We start from the raw sequence: 19,429 nt of genomic DNA on the forward strand, positions 1-19,429 counted from the left end.
TAATAAAAGCCAAGGCGCTCTGCCTTGGCTTTTTTATTTAGAGGTTATGAGTACGGATAGGCTTTGTAGTTAATTTAAACCTCTAGCAGTTACCTATATGTCAAAACATTCTATTTTGCGGCTTATTGTATTAATTTCTTCTTAACAGCTTGTTTTTATATGTTTGTATAAAAAATGATAGACCTTTCTGAGTATCTCTTCTATAATCCGCGGAATTTGCCAAATTTTTATCGTATTGGACTAAATTTTAACCTTAGTTCAACTTTGTCGTGTCGACAGTTCTTTGTTAGGAGGTTGCCTTGAGCAAATCAGCGCTGCTGGTATTAGAAGACGGTACCGTGTTCCGTGGAACCGCAATCGGAGCCAATGGTTCCGCCGTTGGAGAAGTCGTTTTTAATACTTCGATGACTGGATACCAAGAAATTTTAACTGACCCCTCATATGCTCGCCAAATAGTCACCCTCACTTACCCACATATTGGTAACTATGGTACGACCCCCGAAGATGAAGAATCGAATGCTATCCACGCTTGTGGTTTAGTGATTCGAGATTTGCCTTTGGTTGCGAGTAACTTCCGTAGTCAACAAAGCTTAAGTGAATACCTAGAGTCGCGTAACGTAGTTGGTATTGCTGACATCGATACCCGCAAGCTAACCCGCATACTTCGAGAGAAGGGAGCGCAAGCTGGTTGTGTAGTAGCGGGTGATGACTTAGATGAGGCTCTAGCCTTGGCTTCTGCTAAAGGATTCCCTGGCCTTAAAGGCATGGATTTAGCTAAAGAAGTTACCACTAAAGAAACCTATACATGGAAGCAAGGTAGCTGGGACTTGGTTGACGGCTTACCGGCCGACAGTGAAGACAGTAAGTTTCACGTGGTTGCTTACGATTTCGGTGTTAAACGTAATATTTTGCGTATGTTAGTGGACCGAGGTTGTAAACTCACGGTGGTTCCTGCACAAACACCCGCTGAAGAAGTACTAGCACTTAAGCCAGATGGTATCTTCTTATCAAATGGACCTGGTGATCCAGAACCATGTGATTATGCCATTGCTGCAGTGAAAACTTTCTTAGAAACTGATATTCCAGTATTCGGTATTTGTTTAGGCCATCAAATTCTTGCTTTAGCCAGTGGCGCTAAAACAGTGAAAATGAAATTTGGTCATCATGGTGGTAACCACCCGGTTAAGGATATTGAACACAACCGGGTAATGATTACTGCGCAAAACCATGGTTTTGCTGTTGATGAAAAGACCTTGCCTGAAAACCTTACAATGACTCACTTCTCATTGTTCGACCAGAGCTTACAGGGTATTCATCGCACCGATAAGCCTGCGTTTAGCTTCCAGGGTCACCCTGAAGCGAGCCCTGGTCCGCACGATGCAGCACCATTGTTTGACCATTTCATTGAATTAATCGAGCAGCGCCTTAACGGCCAAGCGTAGGTAGAGAGCAGCAGAACTTATGCCAAAACGTAATGATATAAAAAGCATTTTAATATTGGGCGCAGGCCCAATTGTCATCGGCCAAGCTTGTGAGTTTGATTACTCCGGCGCTCAGGCTTGTAAGGCGCTACGCGAAGAGGGTTACCGAGTTATTTTGGTTAACTCTAACCCCGCTACCATCATGACAGATCCTGAAATGGCCGATGCGACATACATCGAACCTATTCATTGGGAAGTGGTTGAGCGCATTATTGAAAAAGAACGCCCAGACGCCGTATTACCCACTATGGGCGGTCAAACAGCATTAAACTGTGCACTTGAGCTAGAAACCAAAGGCGTACTAGAAAAATACAATGTTGAAATGATTGGCGCTACCGCTGACGCGATTGATAAAGCCGAAGACCGTAGCCGTTTCGACAAAGCCATGAAAAGTATCGGTTTGGCTTGTCCAAATGCTGGTATTGCACACACAATGGAAGAAGCTTACAGCGTATTAGACGAAGTTGGCTTCCCCTGTATTATTCGTCCTTCTTTCACTATGGGTGGCACCGGTGGCGGTATTGCTTATAACAAAGAAGAATTCGATGAAATTTGTACTCGCGGTTTAGACCTTTCGCCAACCAGTGAATTGCTGATTGATGAAAGCTTAATTGGCTGGAAAGAATACGAGATGGAAGTGGTTCGTGATAAAAACGACAACTGCATCATTGTATGTGCCATTGAAAACTTCGACCCAATGGGCGTGCACACCGGTGACTCAATCACAGTAGCACCAGCTCAAACTTTGTCAGATAAAGAATACCAGTTAATGCGTAACGCCTCTTTGGCTGTTTTGCGTGAGATTGGTGTAGAAACTGGCGGTTCAAACGTACAGTTTGGTATTTGTCCAAATACTGGCCGTATGGTGATCATTGAGATGAACCCGCGTGTATCGCGTTCATCTGCACTTGCTTCTAAAGCTACCGGTTTCCCAATCGCTAAAATTGCTGCGAAGCTGGCTGTTGGTTTCACCCTTGATGAACTGCAAAACGATATTACGGGCGGCCAAACACCTGCATCGTTTGAGCCTTCAATCGACTATGTTGTAACAAAAATCCCTCGCTTTAACTTCGAAAAATTTGCTGGTGCTAACGACCGCTTAACCACGCAAATGAAGTCTGTAGGCGAAGTGATGGCGATTGGTCGTAACCAACAAGAGTCACTGCAAAAAGCCTTACGTGGCTTAGAAGTTGGCGTTGATGGATTTGATCCTATCGTTGACTTAAATGCCCCTGACGCCATGGAAACCATCCGTCACGAACTACAAAACGTTGGTTGTGATCGTATTTGGTATATTGCTGACGCATTCCGTGCCGGCATGAGCGTAGAAGACATTTTTGGCTTAACGAATATCGATCGTTGGTTCTTGGTACAAATCGAAGACATCATCTTGCTTGAACAGCAAGTTGCTAAAGATGGCGTTGCTAGTTTAGACGCAGTAATGATGCGTAAACTTAAGCGTAAAGGTTTTGCTGACGCGCGTTTAGCTAAGTTAACGGGGGTGTCTGAAAAAGAGTTGCGTAAACTGCGCCATCGTTTAGAGGTGTTACCTGTTTACAAGCGCGTAGATACCTGTGCTGCAGAATTTGCTACCGATACTGCTTACATGTACTCAACTTACGATGAAGAGTGTGAAGCGAAGCCATCGAATAACAAAAAAATCATGGTACTAGGCGGCGGTCCTAACCGTATTGGCCAAGGTATTGAGTTTGATTATTGTTGTGTTCATGCGGCACTCGCTATGCGTGAAGACGGTTACGAAACCATTATGGTTAACTGTAACCCTGAGACAGTCTCTACCGATTACGATACCTCAGACCGTTTGTACTTTGAGCCAGTCACACTGGAAGACGTATTAGAAATTGTACGTGTTGAACAGCCAACCGGTGTAATTGTTCAATACGGTGGTCAAACGCCACTTAAGCTAGCGCGCGAACTAGAAGCGGCTGGTGTGCCAATTATTGGTACCTCTCCAGATGCAATTGACCGCGCCGAAGACCGTGAGCGTTTCCAGCTAGCTGTAGACCGCTTGAAGCTTAAACAGCCAGAAAATGACACGGTTACCACTACCGAAGAAGCGGTTATTTCTGCCGAGCGCATCGGTTACCCATTAGTTGTTCGTCCATCTTATGTATTGGGCGGCCGAGCGATGGAAATCGTCTACGACGAAATTGACCTACGCCGTTACTTTAAAGAAGCGGTAAGCGTATCTAATGATTCGCCAGTACTACTTGATAGTTTCTTAAACGATGCTGTTGAAATTGACATTGATGCCATCTGTGATGGCAAAGATGTAGTGATTGGCGGCATTATGGAGCATATCGAGCAAGCAGGTGTTCACTCGGGTGATTCTGCGTGTTCATTACCAGCATATACCTTGAGCCCACAAATTCAAGACTGCATGCGTGAACAAGTTCGCGCGCTGGCTCTTGAACTTGGTGTAATTGGCTTAATGAACACTCAGTTCGCGGTTAAAGACGATGAGATTTACCTTATCGAAGTTAACCCTCGTGCTGCACGTACTGTACCGTTTGTATCTAAAGCCACTGGCGTACCCATCGCAAAAGTAGCCGCGCGGGTAATGGCGGGTGTTTCTTTGGCTGAGCAGGGAGTTACTAAAGAAGTCATCCCACCGTTCTACTCAGTGAAAGAAGTGGTACTGCCATTCAACAAGTTCCACGGAGTAGACCCTATCTTAGGTCCAGAAATGCGCTCTACGGGCGAAGCGATGGGCGTAGGTGATACTTTTGCAGAAGCTTATGCAAAAGCTGAATTAGGTATTGGTAACGATGGCCCTAAGAGTGGTCGTGTACTGTTATCAGTGCGTAACTCAGACAAGAAACGTGTAGCAGAGCTTGCTGGTAAATTACTAGAGCTTGGCTATGAGCTAGATGCTACACACGGCACAGCAGTTGCTCTTGGCGAAGCGGGAATTAACCCTCGCTTGGTAAACAAGGTGCATGAAGGGCGTCCACATATTCTCGACCGTTTGAAAAATGGCGAGTATAGCTACGTGATTAACACTACCGAAGGGCGCAAATCTATTGAAGATTCTCGTCAGTTACGTCGTGCAGCCTTAGCGCAAAAAGTGAACTACACCACTACCTTAAATGGTGCATTTGCAACTTGCCAAGCACACACCGCTGATGACCGCGGTACTGTGACGTCTGTTCAAGAATTGCATAAACGTATCATCTAATCGGTGACTATTGTTGCGCCTAAAGCGGTGAAGATCTTCACCGCAGCGTGAAATAGCGTTACACTGCAATTATTAGTACAAGGAAATTTGGCTGTCTTCGACAGCCAAATTTTTTTCTGTTTTTTCAGTTTGATTGAGTTAGTAGATATGAAACCAGTTCCTATGACGGTGCGCGGCGAAACGCTATTACGCGAAGAGCTAGAACACTTAAAGACAGTTGTTAGACCTAAAATTATTGAAGATATTGCGATAGCGCGTGAGCATGGAGATTTAAAAGAAAACGCTGAATATCATGCAGCTCGTGAGCAGCAAGGCTTTTGTGAAGGTCGAATTCAAGACATCGAAGGCAAGCTGAGTAACGTGCAGGTTATCGACGTAACCAAAATTAACAATGTGGGCAAAGTGATTTTTGGCGCCACTGTGAATTTGCTGAATTTGGACACCGATAAAGAAGTCACCTACGCCATCGTGGGCGATGACGAAGCCGATATTAAGCAAAACCGCATCTCGGTGAATTCTCCAATTGCTCGCGGACTTATAGGCAAAAGTGTTGAAGATGAAGTAACTGTATCTACACCGGGTGGCGAAGTAGAATACGAAATTACTGGCGTTGAATACATCTAGTATTTAAGTCATTCAAAAAACGCAGCTATAAGGCTGCGTTTTTTATGGGAGAAAGTTTGTGTTAACCATTGATTACGCTAAATACGATGCCTTAATTTTCGATATGGATGGCACCCTAGTAGACTCCATGCCTGCGCATTTGTCCGCTTGGGAGCAAGCCTTGCTTAAGCAGCAGCTGCCAGTGCATATTGATTTTGTTGCCCAGCGTGGTGGAATGCCGACCTTAAAAATTGCTGATCAGTATCAACAGCACTTTAAGGTGAATATTGATGGAGAACGTCTGCTTCAAGATAAGCGTGCAGGGTTTGATGCTTTGTGGCAGAAAGTGTCCCGCATCGATGCGAGCTGTCAATTGCTAGCAGAGTTTCAACAAACTAAAAAGCTTGGCTTAGGCACGGGTGCAGAGCGAGTAAACATGCAGAGAATTATTAGCAACTTAGATTTGGCTCAATACTTTGAAGCGATGGTTTGTGCTGAAGATGTGCAAGCCCATAAGCCCGAGCCTGATACCTTTCTTCAAGTGGCTAAACAACTAGGTGTTGCTCCGCAACGTTGCTTGGTATTTGAAGATACGCCATTTGGCCTACAAGCTGCGCATAACTCAGGTATGGACTGTGTACTGGTTAAAGATATGAAGTTAGATGCTTTTATGGCGGTAAATTCTTAATCTACCGGTGAGCTAGGAGTTATTTACTGCTTAATCGATGCTGACCTAAGTTATTCATTTGACTTATTGTAGATATCTAGCTTATTAATTGTACACGCGCTAAGCATTTGTTATAGTGCAGAAGTTCGCCAAGGATTGGTTGCTTTTTAACTGATTTAGAGGTGAATTAATGTCAATGCAAGTCAACTCAAGCTCGGTCTACCAATATCCGCAGCCTAGTACCTCGTTAACTAGTTCAGTTACTTCCTCTCAAAGTAGTCCCAATTATGGTGATATTGTCGATAAGATTTCTGACGAATATGACCAATTAAGCCCTGAAGAACAACGTAATGCTCGCTTGTATGTTGGCGGTGAAGTCGCCAGTTACCAGCAAAAACAGCAAGCAGAGATTGATGCTAAACGTAATGTTGTAGTGGGTGTGTCGGCGGTGAATCACCAGCAGAATTTACTCGATACTTACTACACTAGCGCTACCGGAAACGACACTAAAAATAGTGGGAGCAATCCCGTTAGCTACAAAGCCTTAGAAAGCATAAACAGTAACTTAGAGCAGCAAAAGCAAGTTAATCAACAATTAGCGATTGCCGAGTTTTATGCTAAGTATGGTGGGGGAAATGAAGAGCCTCAGCCAGAACCTTATCAAAGTGTTGCGTTAGCCGTTTAAGATTAATGAGTTAAAAAAAGCGGCTTAAGCCGCTTTTTTTATTTTCTTGGTAGTTCGATTTTCTTAGCGTCGCTAGGGCGGTAAATGACCAAGATATGTCCAATCACTTGAACTTTTGCTGCCTCTGCTTTACTTACAATAGTGTCTGCAATTAATTGCTTCATTTCTCTATCGTCAGTGGCAATTTTCACCTTGATTAATTCATGGTGCTCTAAGGCCAGCTCTATTTCTGCCAAAATCCCTTCGGTTAGCCCATTAGACCCAAGCATCACAACTGGCTTTAGGTTATGAGCCAAGGATTTCAGGTGTTGTTTTTGTTTGTTAGTCAGTTGCATGAAACTTTCTGCTTACTCGGGGTTGAAAAAAGCACATTCTAGCGCCATCTAAGTCTTAATACTATTTTATAATCAACATACCGTGTGGTTTTGTAACTATAGTGGAAACAATTTGTGACCAATAAAAAACATACAGCCAGTTCTAAACGCTGGTTAACTGAACATTTCGACGACCACTATGTACAAAAAGCGCAAAAGCTAGGTCTGCGTTCGCGCGCTGTATTTAAAATTGAAGAAATTCAAAATAAAGACAAATTACTTAAACCTGGCATGACAGTAGTGGACTTAGGCGCCGCCCCAGGTGGTTGGTCGCAATACTGTGTAGAACAGGTGGGTCTGGATGGACATGTTATTGCGTGTGACATTTTACCAATGGATCCGATTGCGGGCGTAGATTTTCTATGTGGCGATTTCCGTGAGGAAGATGTACTTAACGCTTTGCTTGAGCGAGTAGGCGAGAAGAAAGTTGATGTTGTGCTGTCTGATATGGCGCCAAACATGAGCGGCAACAATAATGTTGATCAATCACGTGCAATGTACTTGGTTGAACTAGCATTAGAGATGTGTCGAGAAGTACTTGCACCTAAAGGGTGTTTTGCCGTTAAGGTATTTCAAGGGGAAGGTTTTGATCAATACCTACAAGAAGTACGTTCTATGTTTACCAGCGTAAAAACACGCAAACCTGACTCTTCTAGAGCTCGCTCTAGAGAAGTCTATATAGTGGCTAGTGGCTTTAAACTATAGTAGGCTAGCTAATAATTCTTATTTAAATATAACCGGTGAGGTTTACGTCTTGAGTGACATGGCAAAAAATCTGATTCTATGGCTAGTAATAGCAGTGGTTTTGATGTCTGTATTCCAAAGCTTTAGCCCTGATTCAAACAGTGGTCGGCAAATGGATTATTCCACCTTTGTTAAGGAAGTGAATCAAGAACAGATCCGCGAAGTGAGAATCAGTGGGCAAGATGTTCGAGGCATCAAGCGTACTGGTGAACAGTTCAGCACAATTATTCCTCTGCATGATAAAGACTTGTTAAATGATCTTATCAATCACAACGTGAAGGTATTGGGTGAGCAGCCAGAAGAACAAGGCTTGTTAACTTCTATCTTTATTTCGTGGTTCCCAATGCTACTGCTGATTGGTGTTTGGATCTTCTTTATGCGTCAGATGCAAGGCGGTGGCGGTAAAGGCGCAATGTCATTTGGTAAAAGTAAAGCGCGCTTGATGAGCGAAGACCAAATTAAAACTACTTTTGCTGATGTTGCTGGTTGTGATGAAGCGAAAGAAGAAGTCAGTGAGCTGGTTGATTATCTGCGCGACCCTACTAAATTCCAAAAGTTAGGCGGTAAAATCCCTACTGGTATTTTGATGGTGGGTCCTCCAGGTACAGGTAAAACCCTTTTAGCTAAAGCTATTGCTGGTGAAGCTAAAGTACCGTTCTTCACTATCTCTGGTTCTGATTTTGTAGAAATGTTTGTGGGCGTGGGTGCATCTCGTGTGCGCGACATGTTTGAACAAGCTAAAAAGTCGGCACCTTGTATTATATTCATCGACGAAATTGATGCGGTAGGTCGCCAACGTGGTGCAGGTTTAGGTGGTGGTCACGACGAACGTGAGCAAACTCTTAACCAAATGCTCGTAGAAATGGACGGCTTTGAGGGTAACGAAGGTATTATTGTTATTGCTGCAACGAACCGCCCTGATGTATTAGATCCAGCTTTACTGCGTCCAGGTCGTTTTGACCGTCAAGTAACAGTAGGTCTGCCTGATATTCGTGGACGTGAGCAGATTCTTAAAGTGCATATGCGCAAAGTTCCTCTAGGCGATGGCGTAGATGCTGCAGTTATTGCACGTGGTACTCCAGGTTTCTCTGGTGCTGATTTAGCTAACCTAGTAAACGAAGCTGCGCTATTTGCTGCTCGTGGTAGCAAGCGCACAGTTTCAATGGAAGAGTTTGAAAAAGCTAAAGACAAAATCATGATGGGCGCTGAGCGTAAATCTATGGTGATGACTGAAGCCGAGAAAGAGATGACTGCTTACCATGAAGCGGGTCATGCTATTGTTGGGCGCTTAGTGCCTGAGCACGATCCTGTTTACAAAGTAAGTATCATTCCACGAGGTCGAGCTTTAGGTGTCACGATGTACTTACCTGAACAAGATCGAGTTAGTCATAGCAAGCAACACCTAGAGAGTATGATTTCTAGTCTCTACGGTGGGCGATTAGCTGAACGCATTATCTACGGCGATGAGAAAGTGTCTACAGGGGCGAGTAACGACATTGAACGCGCGACTGAAATTGCACGTAAAATGGTTACCCAGTGGGGCTTATCTGACTCTATGGGACCGTTACTGTACGCTGATGAAGAAGGCGAAGTGTTCTTAGGTCGTAGCGCTGCTAAAACTAAGCATATGTCTGACGATACAGCTAAGGCTATCGATTTAGAAATTCGAGCGGTGATTGATCGTAACTATAAGCGCTCAGAAGCATTACTCAACGAAAATATGGATGTGTTACATTCCATGAAAGATGCGTTGATGAAGTACGAAACTATTGATGCTAAGCAAATCGATGACTTGATGGAACGCAAAACACCGCGTCCGCCTGCTGATTGGGATGATTCAGATAAACCAAGTACTCCGCCAGAGTCTAACGACAAGGGCGATGAGCCTAAGGCCGAGAAACCTGAACAGCCAAAAACTGTAGGTGAAGATCCAGCACAGTAATTGGTAATAATTTATTAGCCCTGTAAGTTGCTTGCAGGGCTTTTTTGTAAGTAAAAAATATGACTCAAGCATTCAATATTGGCTCTCATCAGTTTTCTCGACCGGTGATCATGGGCATTCTTAATATCACCCCAGATTCTTTTTCAGATGGTGGCAGCTATTTTGCTCGTCAGCAGGCATTAGCGCGCGTAGAGCAAATGCTAGAGGAAGGGGCTGATATTATAGATGTTGGTGGCGAATCGACTCGCCCTGGCGCCGCTGAGGTAAGTCTTGAAGATGAGTTAGAGAGAACAGTGAGTCTCATCTCCGAGATCAAGCAACGCTTCGAGTGTTTAGTTTCTATTGATACCAACAAACCTGAAGTGATGCTGCAGGCCGTTACAGCCGGTGCCGATATCATTAATGATGTTTGTGCTTTAAGCAAACCCGGTGCTTTAGAGGTAGCTGCGCGCTTAAACGTACCCGTGTGTTTAATGCACATGCAGGGACAGCCGCGCACTATGCAAGCAAATCCTGAGTACCAAGATGTTATTAGCGAAGTAATCACTTACCTAAAGCAGCGAGTTGAGAGCTGTGTTGCGGCAGGTATTTGCCAATCGAATATAATAGTTGACCCTGGTTTTGGATTTGGTAAAACTCTTGACCATAATTTTCAGCTGTTAGCTCAACTTAATGAGTTTAAACAGTTAGGTTTGCCCATATTGGCAGGCATGTCGCGTAAAAGCATGTTCGGTAAATTATTGTCTACATCGACAGATAATCTATTAGCAGCAAGTATTACCGGCGCAGTGTTAGCGGCTCAACAAGGAGCCCACATATTTCGTGTGCATGACGTTAAAGAAACGGTAGATGCACTAACAATTTTTTCTAAAGTACAGATGAGTAAGTAATGACAAGACGATATTTTGGCACGGATGGTGTTCGTGGAAAAGTGGGTGAATACCCAATTACTCCCGAATTTGCATTAAAACTAGGATGGGCTGCAGGTAAGGTATTGTCGAGTACTGGAACGCGTAAAGTGTTGATTGGTAAAGACACCCGTATTTCTGGTTATATGTTGGAGTCGGCTTTAGAAGCTGGGCTTTCGGCAGCGGGTGTTCAAGCAAGTTTTGTTGGCCCTATGCCAACCCCTGCGGTAGCTTATTTGACACGCACTTTCCGCGCAGAAGCGGGCATTGTAATCAGCGCCTCACATAACCCTTACTACGACAACGGTATAAAGTTTTTCTCAGCTGGCGGCACTAAATTACCTGACGACGTAGAACTGGCCATTGAAGCTGAGCTTGATAACCCTATGACGTGTGTAGAGTCTGCGGCTTTAGGTAAAGCCCGCCGCATCGAAGACGCAGCAGGTCGTTACATTGAGTTCTGTAAGAGTACATTTCCTAACAAATTCAGCCTTGCTGGATTAAAAATAGTAGTCGATTGTGCTCATGGTGCCACCTACCATATCGCACCTAAAGTGTTTAGTGAGTTAGGCGCTGAAGTTATCGCGATTGGTAATCAGCCAGACGGGCTTAATATTAATGAGAAATGTGGTGCCACCGATACCGGCTTATTAGCTGAGCAAGTGTTAGAGCATAAAGCCGACTTAGGTATTGCTCTTGATGGTGATGGCGACCGCGTGATGATGATAGATCAACACGGCGTGCAAGTTGACGGTGACGAAATCCTCTACATTTTGGCTCGAGATGCGAAATTAAGCCATCATCTAAGTGGTGGGGTTGTTGGTACGTTAATGAGCAACTTAGCGCTGGAGCAGGCATTTGCTGATATGGATATTCCATTTAGCCGTGCAAAAGTAGGTGACCGTTACGTTATGGAGCAGCTTTCTGAAAAAGGCTGGAGCTACGGCGGCGAAAACTCAGGCCATATTATTTGCCTAGGTCATACCACCACTGGCGATGGTATTGTTGCTGCATTACAGGTGCTAGCCGCTATGTTGGCGCAAAAGCAAAGTTTGCGCGGTTTATTAAGCGAGCTGACTTTATACCCACAGTTGCTAGTGAACGTTCGTTTTAAAGGCGAATCAGATCCACTGAGTAGCGATTTGGTCAAAATGGCCCAGCAAAAAGCCGAAGCGCAGTTAGGTGATTCTGGTCGCGTTTTATTGCGCAAGTCCGGAACTGAGCCATTGCTACGTGTAATGGTAGAAGGTGCCGATTCCGCATTAGTTGAACAATGCGCAAACGATATTGCTGAAGCAGTACGTGTTGCTTGCGATTAAAGCGAACAATATTTAAACGGTTGAACACAGAGTAAAAGTTTTTTGAAGCTGGTGCTTGTATTAGTCGCAGAGGTTCGCTAATATCTCGCCCGCTTTGGTGACTTGTGTTTCACTAAATGACGGTCGGATTAAAGGCCGACCCAGACTTAGGTGAAAGAGAATGTACGAAATTTTATTAGTAGTTTATTTAGTAGTAGCGCTAACCTTAATTGGCTTAGTGTTAATTCAGCAAGGCAAAGGTGCCGACATGGGCGCATCTTTTGGTTCTGGCGCGTCAAACACTGTGTTTGGTTCTTCTGGTTCAGGTAACTTCCTAACTAGAGCAACGGCCATTTTTGCTACCTTGTTTATTGTTATCAGCTTAGTGTTAGGCAACCTCTCTGCCAAACAAACACAACAAGTTGATGAGTGGGGCGATTTATCGCAACCTGCAGCAGAACAAGTTATCCAAGATGGTGATGTACCGGTATCACCTGCTAGCCCAGGTAGCGACGTACCAAACTAATTTTAGCCGAGGTGGTGGAATTGGTAGACACGCTACCTTGAGGGGGTAGTGTCCTATGGACGTGCGGGTTCAAGTCCCGCTCTCGGCACCAATAGTTATTTTTGCATACTGTCAGAGTGATTGTTATAATCCTCGGCAATCGGACGCGGGATGGAGCAGTCTGGTAGCTCGTCGGGCTCATAACCCGAAGGTCGTCGGTTCAAATCCGGCTCCCGCAACCAACTATCAAATACTTCGGTATGGGTAGTGTAAAAGGCTCAGAAATTTTAAAGCCCCGCTTCATTCGGGGCTTTTTGTTATTTTCGCGCCGCACCTTAGGTGCTAGAACTGGGCTTTTACGCCCTTTTTTTGTTTCTGGAGGGGAACCTTGGCAACTGTAGAACAACGACTAACTGACATGCTTACTCCAGCGGTTGAAGCGCTGGGATTTGAGTTGGTAGGTATTGAATATGTCAGTGCTGGCAAGCACTCCATTGTACGTATCTTCATTGATCATGAAGACGGTATTAACGTGGATAACTGCGCCGACGTAAGTCGACAAGCTAGCGCTATTTTGGATGTTGAAGATCCAATTAGTACCGAATATAACCTTGAGGTGTCATCTCCTGGTTTAGAACGCCCCCTTTTTAAAGCGGAACACTACCAACGTTTTATTGGCGAGATTGCTTTTTTGCAAGTACGTATGCCGGTAAACAATCGCCGCAAATGGCAGGGTGAAATTATTGCTGTAGAAGACGACACTGTCGTACTTGCAGTAGACAAAGAACAACATCGGATCGCGCTGGGTAACGTACAAAAAGCGCATCTAGTTCCCCAGTTTGATTAAAGAGGGCCAGGAATGAACAAAGAAGTCTTGTTGGTTGTTGACGCGGTATCTAACGAAAAAGCGTTGCCGCGCGAAAAGATTTTCGAAGCTATGGAAGTCGCCTTAGCCACTGCAACCAAGAAAAAATATGAAGGTGATATCGAAGTTCGAGTAGATATCGATCGTAAGGACGGTAGTTTTGAAACGTTCCGTCGTTGGATGGTGGTAGAAAACCAAGAAGCGATTGAGAACCCCTATCGTGAAATTACGTTAGAAGCTGCCCAATACGAAGAACCAGATAAAGAACTTGGTGATTACGTAGAAGAACAAATTGAGTCAGTAGTATTTGACCGTATTACTACACAAACTGCTAAGCAAGTTATCGTACAAAAAGTACGTGAAGCTGAGCGCGCTCAAGTGGTTGAGCAGTACTTCGATCAAGTTAACGAATTAGTAACAGGTGTTGTTAAAAAGGTAAGCCGTGAAAATATCATTGTTGACCTAGGTAATAACGCAGAAGCAGTGATTCATCGTGAAGAATCTCTTCCTCGTGAAGCATTCCGACCAGGTGACCGCGTGCGTGGTTTACTTTATGAAGTTAAACCCGAAGCGCGTGGTGCCCAATTGTTTATGAGCCGTACTCGCCCTGAAATGCTGATTGAATTATTCCGCATTGAAGTGCCAGAAATTGCTGAAGAAATGATTGACCTTAAAGCGGCTGCCCGCGATCCAGGTTCTCGTGCAAAAATCGCAGTGAAAAGTAACGATCGCCGTATCGACCCTGTTGGTGCGTGTGTGGGCATGCGCGGCGCGCGTGTTCAGGCTGTATCGGGTGAGTTGGACAATGAGCGTGTAGATATTGTGTTATGGGACGATAACCCAGCACAGTTTGCGATTAACGCTATGGCGCCAGCTGAAGTTGCCTCAATCATCGTTGATGAAGATAGTCATTCAATGGACATTGCTGTTGAAGCTGACAACTTAGCGCAAGCGATTGGTCGCAATGGTCAAAATGTTCGTCTTGCTTCTCAACTTACGGGATGGGAACTTAACGTGATGACCGTTGAAGATGCTAATAGCAAGCATCAAGCTGAAGCACAAAAAGCGGTAGATACTTTTGTACAATATTTAGATATTGATGAAGAGTTCTCTGAAGTACTTGCGGAAGAAGGTTTTACCACTCTAGAAGAAATTGCTTATGTACCGGTTAACGAGTTACTGAGTATTGAAGGTCTAGATGAAGATATGGTAAATGCCTTGCGCGAACGTGCTAAAGCAGCACTCGTTACAGAAGCTTTAGCTAAAGAAGAGTCTTTAGACAATGCTGAACCAAGTGAAGAATTACTTGCTCTAGAAGGTATGGAACGCCACCTGGCATTTGTACTCGCTAGTAAAGGTGTAATCAGCTTGGAAGACCTTGCAGAGCAGGGCATTGACGAGTTAGAAGATATCGAAGAATTGTCGGAAGAAAAAGCCGGCGAACTGATTATGGCCGCCAGACAGATTTGTTGGTTCGGCGACGAAGAATAAGGTCGACGGAGGATTATAGCCCGATGACAGAAGTTTCAATTAAACAACTCGCGACCGACGTGGGAACAAACGAAGATAAACTAATTCAGCAATTTGCAGACGCTGGTATTAAAAAATCTTTAACCGATAGTGTTACTCAAGAAGAGAAAACTAAGCTTCTTGAGCACTTAAAATCACAGCATGGTGAAGAAAGCTCGCCAAGCCGTATGACCTTGAAGCGCACAACAAAAAGCACCTTGAATGTTGCTGGTACTGGTGGCGGTAAAGCACGCTCTGTACAAGTTGAAGTTCGCAAGAAACGCACATATGTGAAGCGTAGCGCTGTTGAAGAACAGGCTAAGCAAGAAGCAGAAGAAAAAGAACGCATTGAAGCTGAAGAAGCTGCTCGCGTTAACGCTGAAGCTGCTGCTAAGCAAGCTGCTGAAGCTGCTGCTAAGCAGGCTGCAGAAGACAAAGTTAAGCGTGAAGAGAAAGCTGCCGCCGCTGCCGCTGCCGCCGCTAAAGCGAAAGAAGCCTCTAAGCAAGCTGATGCAGAGAAATCTCCAGAGCAACTAGCTGCTGAGAAAGAAGCTGCTGATATTGCACGTAAGCAAGAAGAAGCTGCTATTGCTAAAGCTGAAGCCGACGCCGAGAAAAAGGCTGAAGAAGCTAAAAAACTGGCAGTTGAAAATGCTGCTCGTTGGGCCGAAGAAGAAAAGCTTCGTAAGAAACGTGAAGAGTCAGCAGACTACCACGTAACTACCTCTACTTATGCGCGAGCCGCAGAAGATGAGCAAGAGCAAAAAGCTGAAGCACCACGTCGTAAAAAGCGTAAGCCTAAGCAAAATGACGATAACAACAATCGCCGCGGTGGCCGTAAAGGTAACAAGCGTCAGGTTGCAACACCTTCTGCTATGCAGCATGGCTTCAATAAGCCAGCGCAGCCAGTAGAGCGTGACGTTCGCATTGGCGAGACCATTTCTGTTGGTGAACTAGCTAACAAAATGGCAGTTAAAGCGACCGAAGTGATTAAAGCGATGATGAAGATGGGCGCCATGGCGACCATTAACCAAGTGATTGACCAAGAAACTGCTACTTTAGTAGCTGAAGAACTTGGCCATAAAGTTGTTCTTGTAAAAGAAAATGCACTTGAAGAACAAGTTATGCAAGAAGCTGAATCAACTGGCGAGCAAACTACACGTGCTCCTGTTGTTACCATTATGGGTCACGTTGACCACGGTAAAACATCGCTACTTGATTACATTCGCCGCGCTAAAGTTGCCGATGGTGAAGCGGGTGGTATTACCCAGCACATTGGTGCTTACCACGTTGAAACTAACGGTAACATGGTTACCTTCTTAGATACTCCTGGACACGCTGCGTTTACTTCAATGCGTGCTCGTGGTGCTAAAGCAACCGATATCGTTGTGTTAGTCGTTGCTGCAGATGATGGTGTAATGCCTCAAACTGTTGAAGCGATTCAGCACGCTCGTGCGGCTGAAGTTCCATTGGTTGTTGCTGTAAACAAAATGGATAAAGAAGGCGCAGATCCTGATCGCGTTAAGAATGAATTGTCACAACATGAAGTTATTCCAGAAGACTGGGGTGGTGATGTTCAGTTTATTCACGTATCAGCGAAAAGCGGTGAAGGCATCGATGACTTATTAGAAGCCATTGTATTGCAATCAGACGTTCTTGAACTAACTGCTAGCCATATTGGTGCAGCCTCAGGTGTGGTTATTGAGTCTCGTCTTGATAAAGGCCGTGGTCCAGTCGCTTCTATCTTAGTTCAGCATGGTCAGTTGCAACGAGGTGACATCATTCTTTGTGGTTTAGAATACGGTCGTATTCGTGCTATGAGAGATGAGAACGGTAAAGATATTGAGACTGCTGGTCCGTCTATTCCAGTAGAGATTTTAGGTCTTTCTGGTGTGCCACAAGCTGGTGACGAAGCGACAGTAGTTCGTGATGAGAAGAAAGCCCGCGAAGTAGCCTTGTACCGTCAAGGTAAGTTCCGCGATGTTAAGCTTGCTCGCCAACAGAAATCTAAACTAGAAAACATGTTTGCCAACATGGAAGAAGGTGAGGTTCAAGAGCTGAACATTGTATTGAAATCTGATGTACAAGGTTCACTAGAAGCAATTGCAGATTCGTTAACTAAACTGTCTACAGAAGAAGTTAAAGTTAACATCATTGGTCGTGGTGTAGGTGGTATCACTGAAACCGACGCAACCCTTGCTGCAGCGTCTAACGCAATTGTTCTTGGCTTTAACGTTCGTGCCGACGCAACTGCGCGCCGCATCATCGAATCAGAAAGCGTAGATTTACACTACTACAGCGTAATTTATGACTTAATCGATGAAGTGAAAAGTGCGATGACGGGTCTATTAGCCCCTGAATTCAAACAGCAGATTATGGGCTTGGCAGAAGTTCGTGACGTATTTAAGTCACCTAAACTTGGCGCAATTGCTGGTTGTATGGTACTTGAAGGTCAAGTTAAGCGTTCTAACCCAATCCGCGTACTACGCGAAAACGTGGTTATTTATGAAGGTGAGCTAGAATCTCTACGCCGCTTTAAAGATGACGTAAACGAAGTTCGTAACGGTATGGAATGTGGTATCGGCGTTAAGAACTATAATGACGTGCGTGCTGGTGACCAAATCGAAGTATTTGAGATAGTAGAAGTTAAACGCACACTGTAAGTGTAAGTTTATACATTATCTCTAAGATGGGGGCTTGCGCCCCCATTTGTGTTTTTAATGCTCCCTTGGGAGTGGTATCAGGAGAAATGTGATGCCTAGAGAATTTAGCCGCCCTGATCGGGTAGCCCAACAAATTCAAAAAGAAGTTGCTGTTATTTTACAGCGTGAAGTACGTGACTCTCGCTTGAGCCTGGTAACAGTATCAGCGGTAGAAGTGACCCGAGATTTAGCTTATGCCAAAGTCTTTGTCACTTTTTTAGATGACAGCGAAGACGCGGTAAAAGCTAGCCTAGAAGCGTTAGAAGAACATGTTAGTTATGTTCGTCATCTACTAGCTAAAGCAATGCGTTTACGTGCGGTACCAGAGTTGCGTTTTCATTACGACGGCTCATTGCGTGAAGGTTTACGCATGACAGAGCTGGCGACTAAAGCGGTAAAAGACGATAAGCAAAAAGCGGAAGCTTCTGGTCGTACATTAGTCGACGACGTAGAGCAAGAGAAAGAGGGCGAGTAATGGGACAAGGACGCAGAAAAAAGGGGCGCGCGATTGATGGCATCCTTCTGCTGAATAAACCTACTGGCGTGTCGTCTAACGGCATTTTGCAGCGTATTAAGCGGATTTATTTTGCTCAAAAGGCAGGGCATACAGGCGCGTTAGATCCTTTAGCGACTGGTATGCTGCCTATTTGTTTGGGAGAAGCGACCAAGTTTTCACAGTTCTTGCTCGATTCAGATAAGCGTTACCAAGTAACTGCTCAGCTAGGTATTCGTACTAATACCTCTGATTCAGATGGTGAAGTGGTTGAGCAACGTGAAGTAAACGTTAATCAAACAGACGTAGAAGCGGCTTTAGATACTTTTCGAGGGCCTATCAATCAAGTGCCGTCGATGTTCTCGGCGTTAAAGCACAATGGTAAGCCTTTATACAGTTATGCTCGCGAAGGTATCACTATTGAGCGCGAAGCTCGGCCGATTACAGTGTATGAGAACAACTTCATTTCGCTTGAAGGCGATATGCTAACGCTTGACGTGCACTGCAGTAAGGGTACCTATATTCGTACCATTATTGATGATTTAGGTGAAATGCTTGGCTGTGGCGCACATGTGGTTAAATTGCATCGCTCGCAAGTAGCTAATTACCCAAGTGAGCGAATGGTTACGCCGGAGCAACTTGAAGCCTTATTGGAACAAGCCAATGAGCAGGAGATTGCACCTAAAGAGTTATTGGACCCTTTATTGTTGCCAATGGACTCCGCAGTTGAGCATTTACCTGAAGTAAATATCCCTGAAGGCTTGGGTGGATATTTAATGCAAGGGCAAGCTATGCAAGTGGCTGGCGCGCCGTTGAATGATGTGTTCAGGCTGACTATTGGCGAGCAACGTCGATTTGTTGGAATTGGCCAGCTAAATGATGATGGTTTAGTGGCACCCAAGCGTTTGATTCAAAGCAGCGATAGTTAAGCTAGTTGCTTGCAACTGTTCTGAACGCGCTATATAATGCGCGTCCTTCTTCGCTGAGTTAGTGATTGGCGGAGAGTAAATTTACATTTTTAGGAGTTAGTATGTCACTAAGTAGCACTGAAAAAGCAGCAATCGTTGCAGAATACGCACGTGAAGCAGGAGACACTGGTTCTTCTGAAGTTCAAGTTGCTTTGTTAACTGCACAAATCAACCACTTGCAAGGTCACTTCAAGAAGCACATTCACGATCACCACAGCCGTCGTGGTCTACTACGTATGGTTAGCCAGCGTCGTAAATTGCTTGATTACTTGAAGCGTAAAAACCAAGCGAGCTACGCTGAGTTGATCGCTAAATTGGGTCTACGTCGTTAATTTTAACGTCGCCAAGAAAGAATACCGAAAGGGAGCCTAATGGCTCCCTTTTTTGTTGCCTAAATAAAAATCACAAACTCGCGCAATAACAAGGCTTTTAATAAGGATAAAGTTATCTTTTGCAATAGCATTGTTTTATACTTTAGCGCGAATT

General features: G+C 44.6%; 17 protein-coding genes and 2 tRNA genes. 18 read left to right on the forward strand and 1 reads right to left on the reverse strand.

What is annotated here, in order from left to right; translation table 11 throughout:
- The first annotated feature begins 299 nt into the window (after positions 1-299).
- From carA to ACLD71_RS11965, 5 genes are all read left to right on the forward strand, one after another.
- Positions 300-1,442 carry a glutamine-hydrolyzing carbamoyl-phosphate synthase small subunit gene (gene carA / locus ACLD71_RS11945; protein WP_137675240.1) on the forward strand — a complete coding sequence of 381 codons (1,143 nt, stop codon included), beginning with the start codon at positions 300-302 and terminating at the stop codon, positions 1,440-1,442.
- Between the two features lie 19 nt (positions 1,443-1,461).
- Positions 1,462-4,680, forward strand: coding sequence for a carbamoyl-phosphate synthase large subunit (gene carB / locus ACLD71_RS11950; RefSeq protein ID WP_411990852.1), 3,219 nt, complete (start codon positions 1,462-1,464; stop codon positions 4,678-4,680).
- A gap of 147 nt (positions 4,681-4,827) precedes the next feature.
- The gene (gene greA, locus ACLD71_RS11955; protein WP_137675238.1) at positions 4,828-5,304 is read left to right on the forward strand and encodes a transcription elongation factor GreA; all 477 of its coding nucleotides are present in this window, start codon (positions 4,828-4,830) and stop codon (positions 5,302-5,304) included.
- 58 nt (positions 5,305-5,362) lie between these two features.
- On the forward strand, positions 5,363-5,971 hold the full coding sequence (locus tag ACLD71_RS11960; RefSeq protein ID WP_411990853.1) for an HAD family hydrolase: 609 nt from the start codon (positions 5,363-5,365) through the stop codon (positions 5,969-5,971).
- Positions 5,972-6,140: 169 nt separating this feature from the next.
- Positions 6,141-6,635 (forward strand): hypothetical protein, encoded by a 495-nt coding sequence (locus ACLD71_RS11965; RefSeq protein WP_411990854.1) that lies wholly within the window; start codon positions 6,141-6,143, stop codon positions 6,633-6,635.
- A 38-nt stretch (positions 6,636-6,673) separates the two neighbouring features.
- Here the strand turns inward: ACLD71_RS11965 and yhbY are convergent, their stop codons facing one another.
- Positions 6,674-6,970, reverse strand: a complete 297-nt coding sequence (yhbY, locus tag ACLD71_RS11970) for a ribosome assembly RNA-binding protein YhbY (RefSeq protein WP_137675443.1) — start codon at positions 6,968-6,970, stop codon at positions 6,674-6,676.
- A 114-nt stretch (positions 6,971-7,084) separates the two neighbouring features.
- Between yhbY and rlmE the strand changes: the two genes are divergently transcribed.
- From rlmE to rpsO, 13 genes are all read left to right on the forward strand, one after another.
- The gene (gene rlmE, locus ACLD71_RS11975; protein WP_137675442.1) at positions 7,085-7,714 is read left to right on the forward strand and encodes a 23S rRNA (uridine(2552)-2'-O)-methyltransferase RlmE; all 630 of its coding nucleotides are present in this window, start codon (positions 7,085-7,087) and stop codon (positions 7,712-7,714) included.
- A gap of 49 nt (positions 7,715-7,763) precedes the next feature.
- On the forward strand, positions 7,764-9,695 hold the full coding sequence (gene ftsH / locus ACLD71_RS11980) for an ATP-dependent zinc metalloprotease FtsH (RefSeq protein WP_411990855.1): 1,932 nt from the start codon (positions 7,764-7,766) through the stop codon (positions 9,693-9,695).
- A gap of 59 nt (positions 9,696-9,754) precedes the next feature.
- On the forward strand, positions 9,755-10,585 hold the full coding sequence (gene folP, locus ACLD71_RS11985) for a dihydropteroate synthase (RefSeq protein WP_411990856.1): 831 nt from the start codon (positions 9,755-9,757) through the stop codon (positions 10,583-10,585).
- Positions 10,585-11,922, forward strand: coding sequence for a phosphoglucosamine mutase (gene glmM, locus ACLD71_RS11990; RefSeq protein ID WP_137675439.1), 1,338 nt, complete (start codon positions 10,585-10,587; stop codon positions 11,920-11,922). Before folP ends, glmM begins: the two co-directional genes overlap by 1 nt.
- 160 nt (positions 11,923-12,082) lie before the next feature.
- Positions 12,083-12,427, forward strand: a complete 345-nt coding sequence (gene secG, locus ACLD71_RS11995) for a preprotein translocase subunit SecG (RefSeq protein WP_137675438.1) — start codon at positions 12,083-12,085, stop codon at positions 12,425-12,427.
- 5 nt (positions 12,428-12,432) lie between these two features.
- Positions 12,433-12,518 (forward strand) — tRNA-Leu (locus ACLD71_RS12000).
- A gap of 53 nt (positions 12,519-12,571) precedes the next feature.
- Positions 12,572-12,648 (forward strand) — tRNA-Met (locus tag ACLD71_RS12005).
- Positions 12,649-12,824: 176 nt separating this feature from the next.
- Complete coding sequence (gene rimP, locus ACLD71_RS12010; protein WP_373681423.1) at positions 12,825-13,253, forward strand: ribosome maturation factor RimP; 429 nt, start codon at positions 12,825-12,827, stop codon at positions 13,251-13,253.
- Between the two features lie 12 nt (positions 13,254-13,265).
- Positions 13,266-14,762 carry a transcription termination factor NusA gene (nusA, locus tag ACLD71_RS12015; RefSeq protein WP_137675436.1) on the forward strand — a complete coding sequence of 499 codons (1,497 nt, stop codon included), beginning with the start codon at positions 13,266-13,268 and terminating at the stop codon, positions 14,760-14,762.
- Positions 14,763-14,785: 23 nt separating this feature from the next.
- Positions 14,786-17,443, forward strand: coding sequence for a translation initiation factor IF-2 (gene infB, locus ACLD71_RS12020; protein WP_137675435.1), 2,658 nt, complete (start codon positions 14,786-14,788; stop codon positions 17,441-17,443).
- Between the two features lie 91 nt (positions 17,444-17,534).
- Positions 17,535-17,957: a 30S ribosome-binding factor RbfA gene (rbfA, locus tag ACLD71_RS12025; RefSeq protein ID WP_411990857.1), complete on the forward strand. Its 423-nt coding sequence runs from the start codon at positions 17,535-17,537 to the stop codon at positions 17,955-17,957.
- Positions 17,957-18,904, forward strand: coding sequence for a tRNA pseudouridine(55) synthase TruB (gene truB / locus ACLD71_RS12030; protein WP_411990858.1), 948 nt, complete (start codon positions 17,957-17,959; stop codon positions 18,902-18,904). The genes rbfA and truB overlap by 1 nt, the downstream gene beginning before the upstream one ends.
- A gap of 101 nt (positions 18,905-19,005) precedes the next feature.
- Positions 19,006-19,275 carry a 30S ribosomal protein S15 gene (gene rpsO, locus ACLD71_RS12035; protein WP_016402372.1) on the forward strand — a complete coding sequence of 90 codons (270 nt, stop codon included), beginning with the start codon at positions 19,006-19,008 and terminating at the stop codon, positions 19,273-19,275.
- The last annotated feature ends 154 nt before the right edge of the window (positions 19,276-19,429 follow it).

This window comes from Agarivorans sp. DSG3-1 (assembly GCF_046774965.1).
GTDB lineage: Bacteria > Pseudomonadota > Gammaproteobacteria > Enterobacterales > Celerinatantimonadaceae > Agarivorans.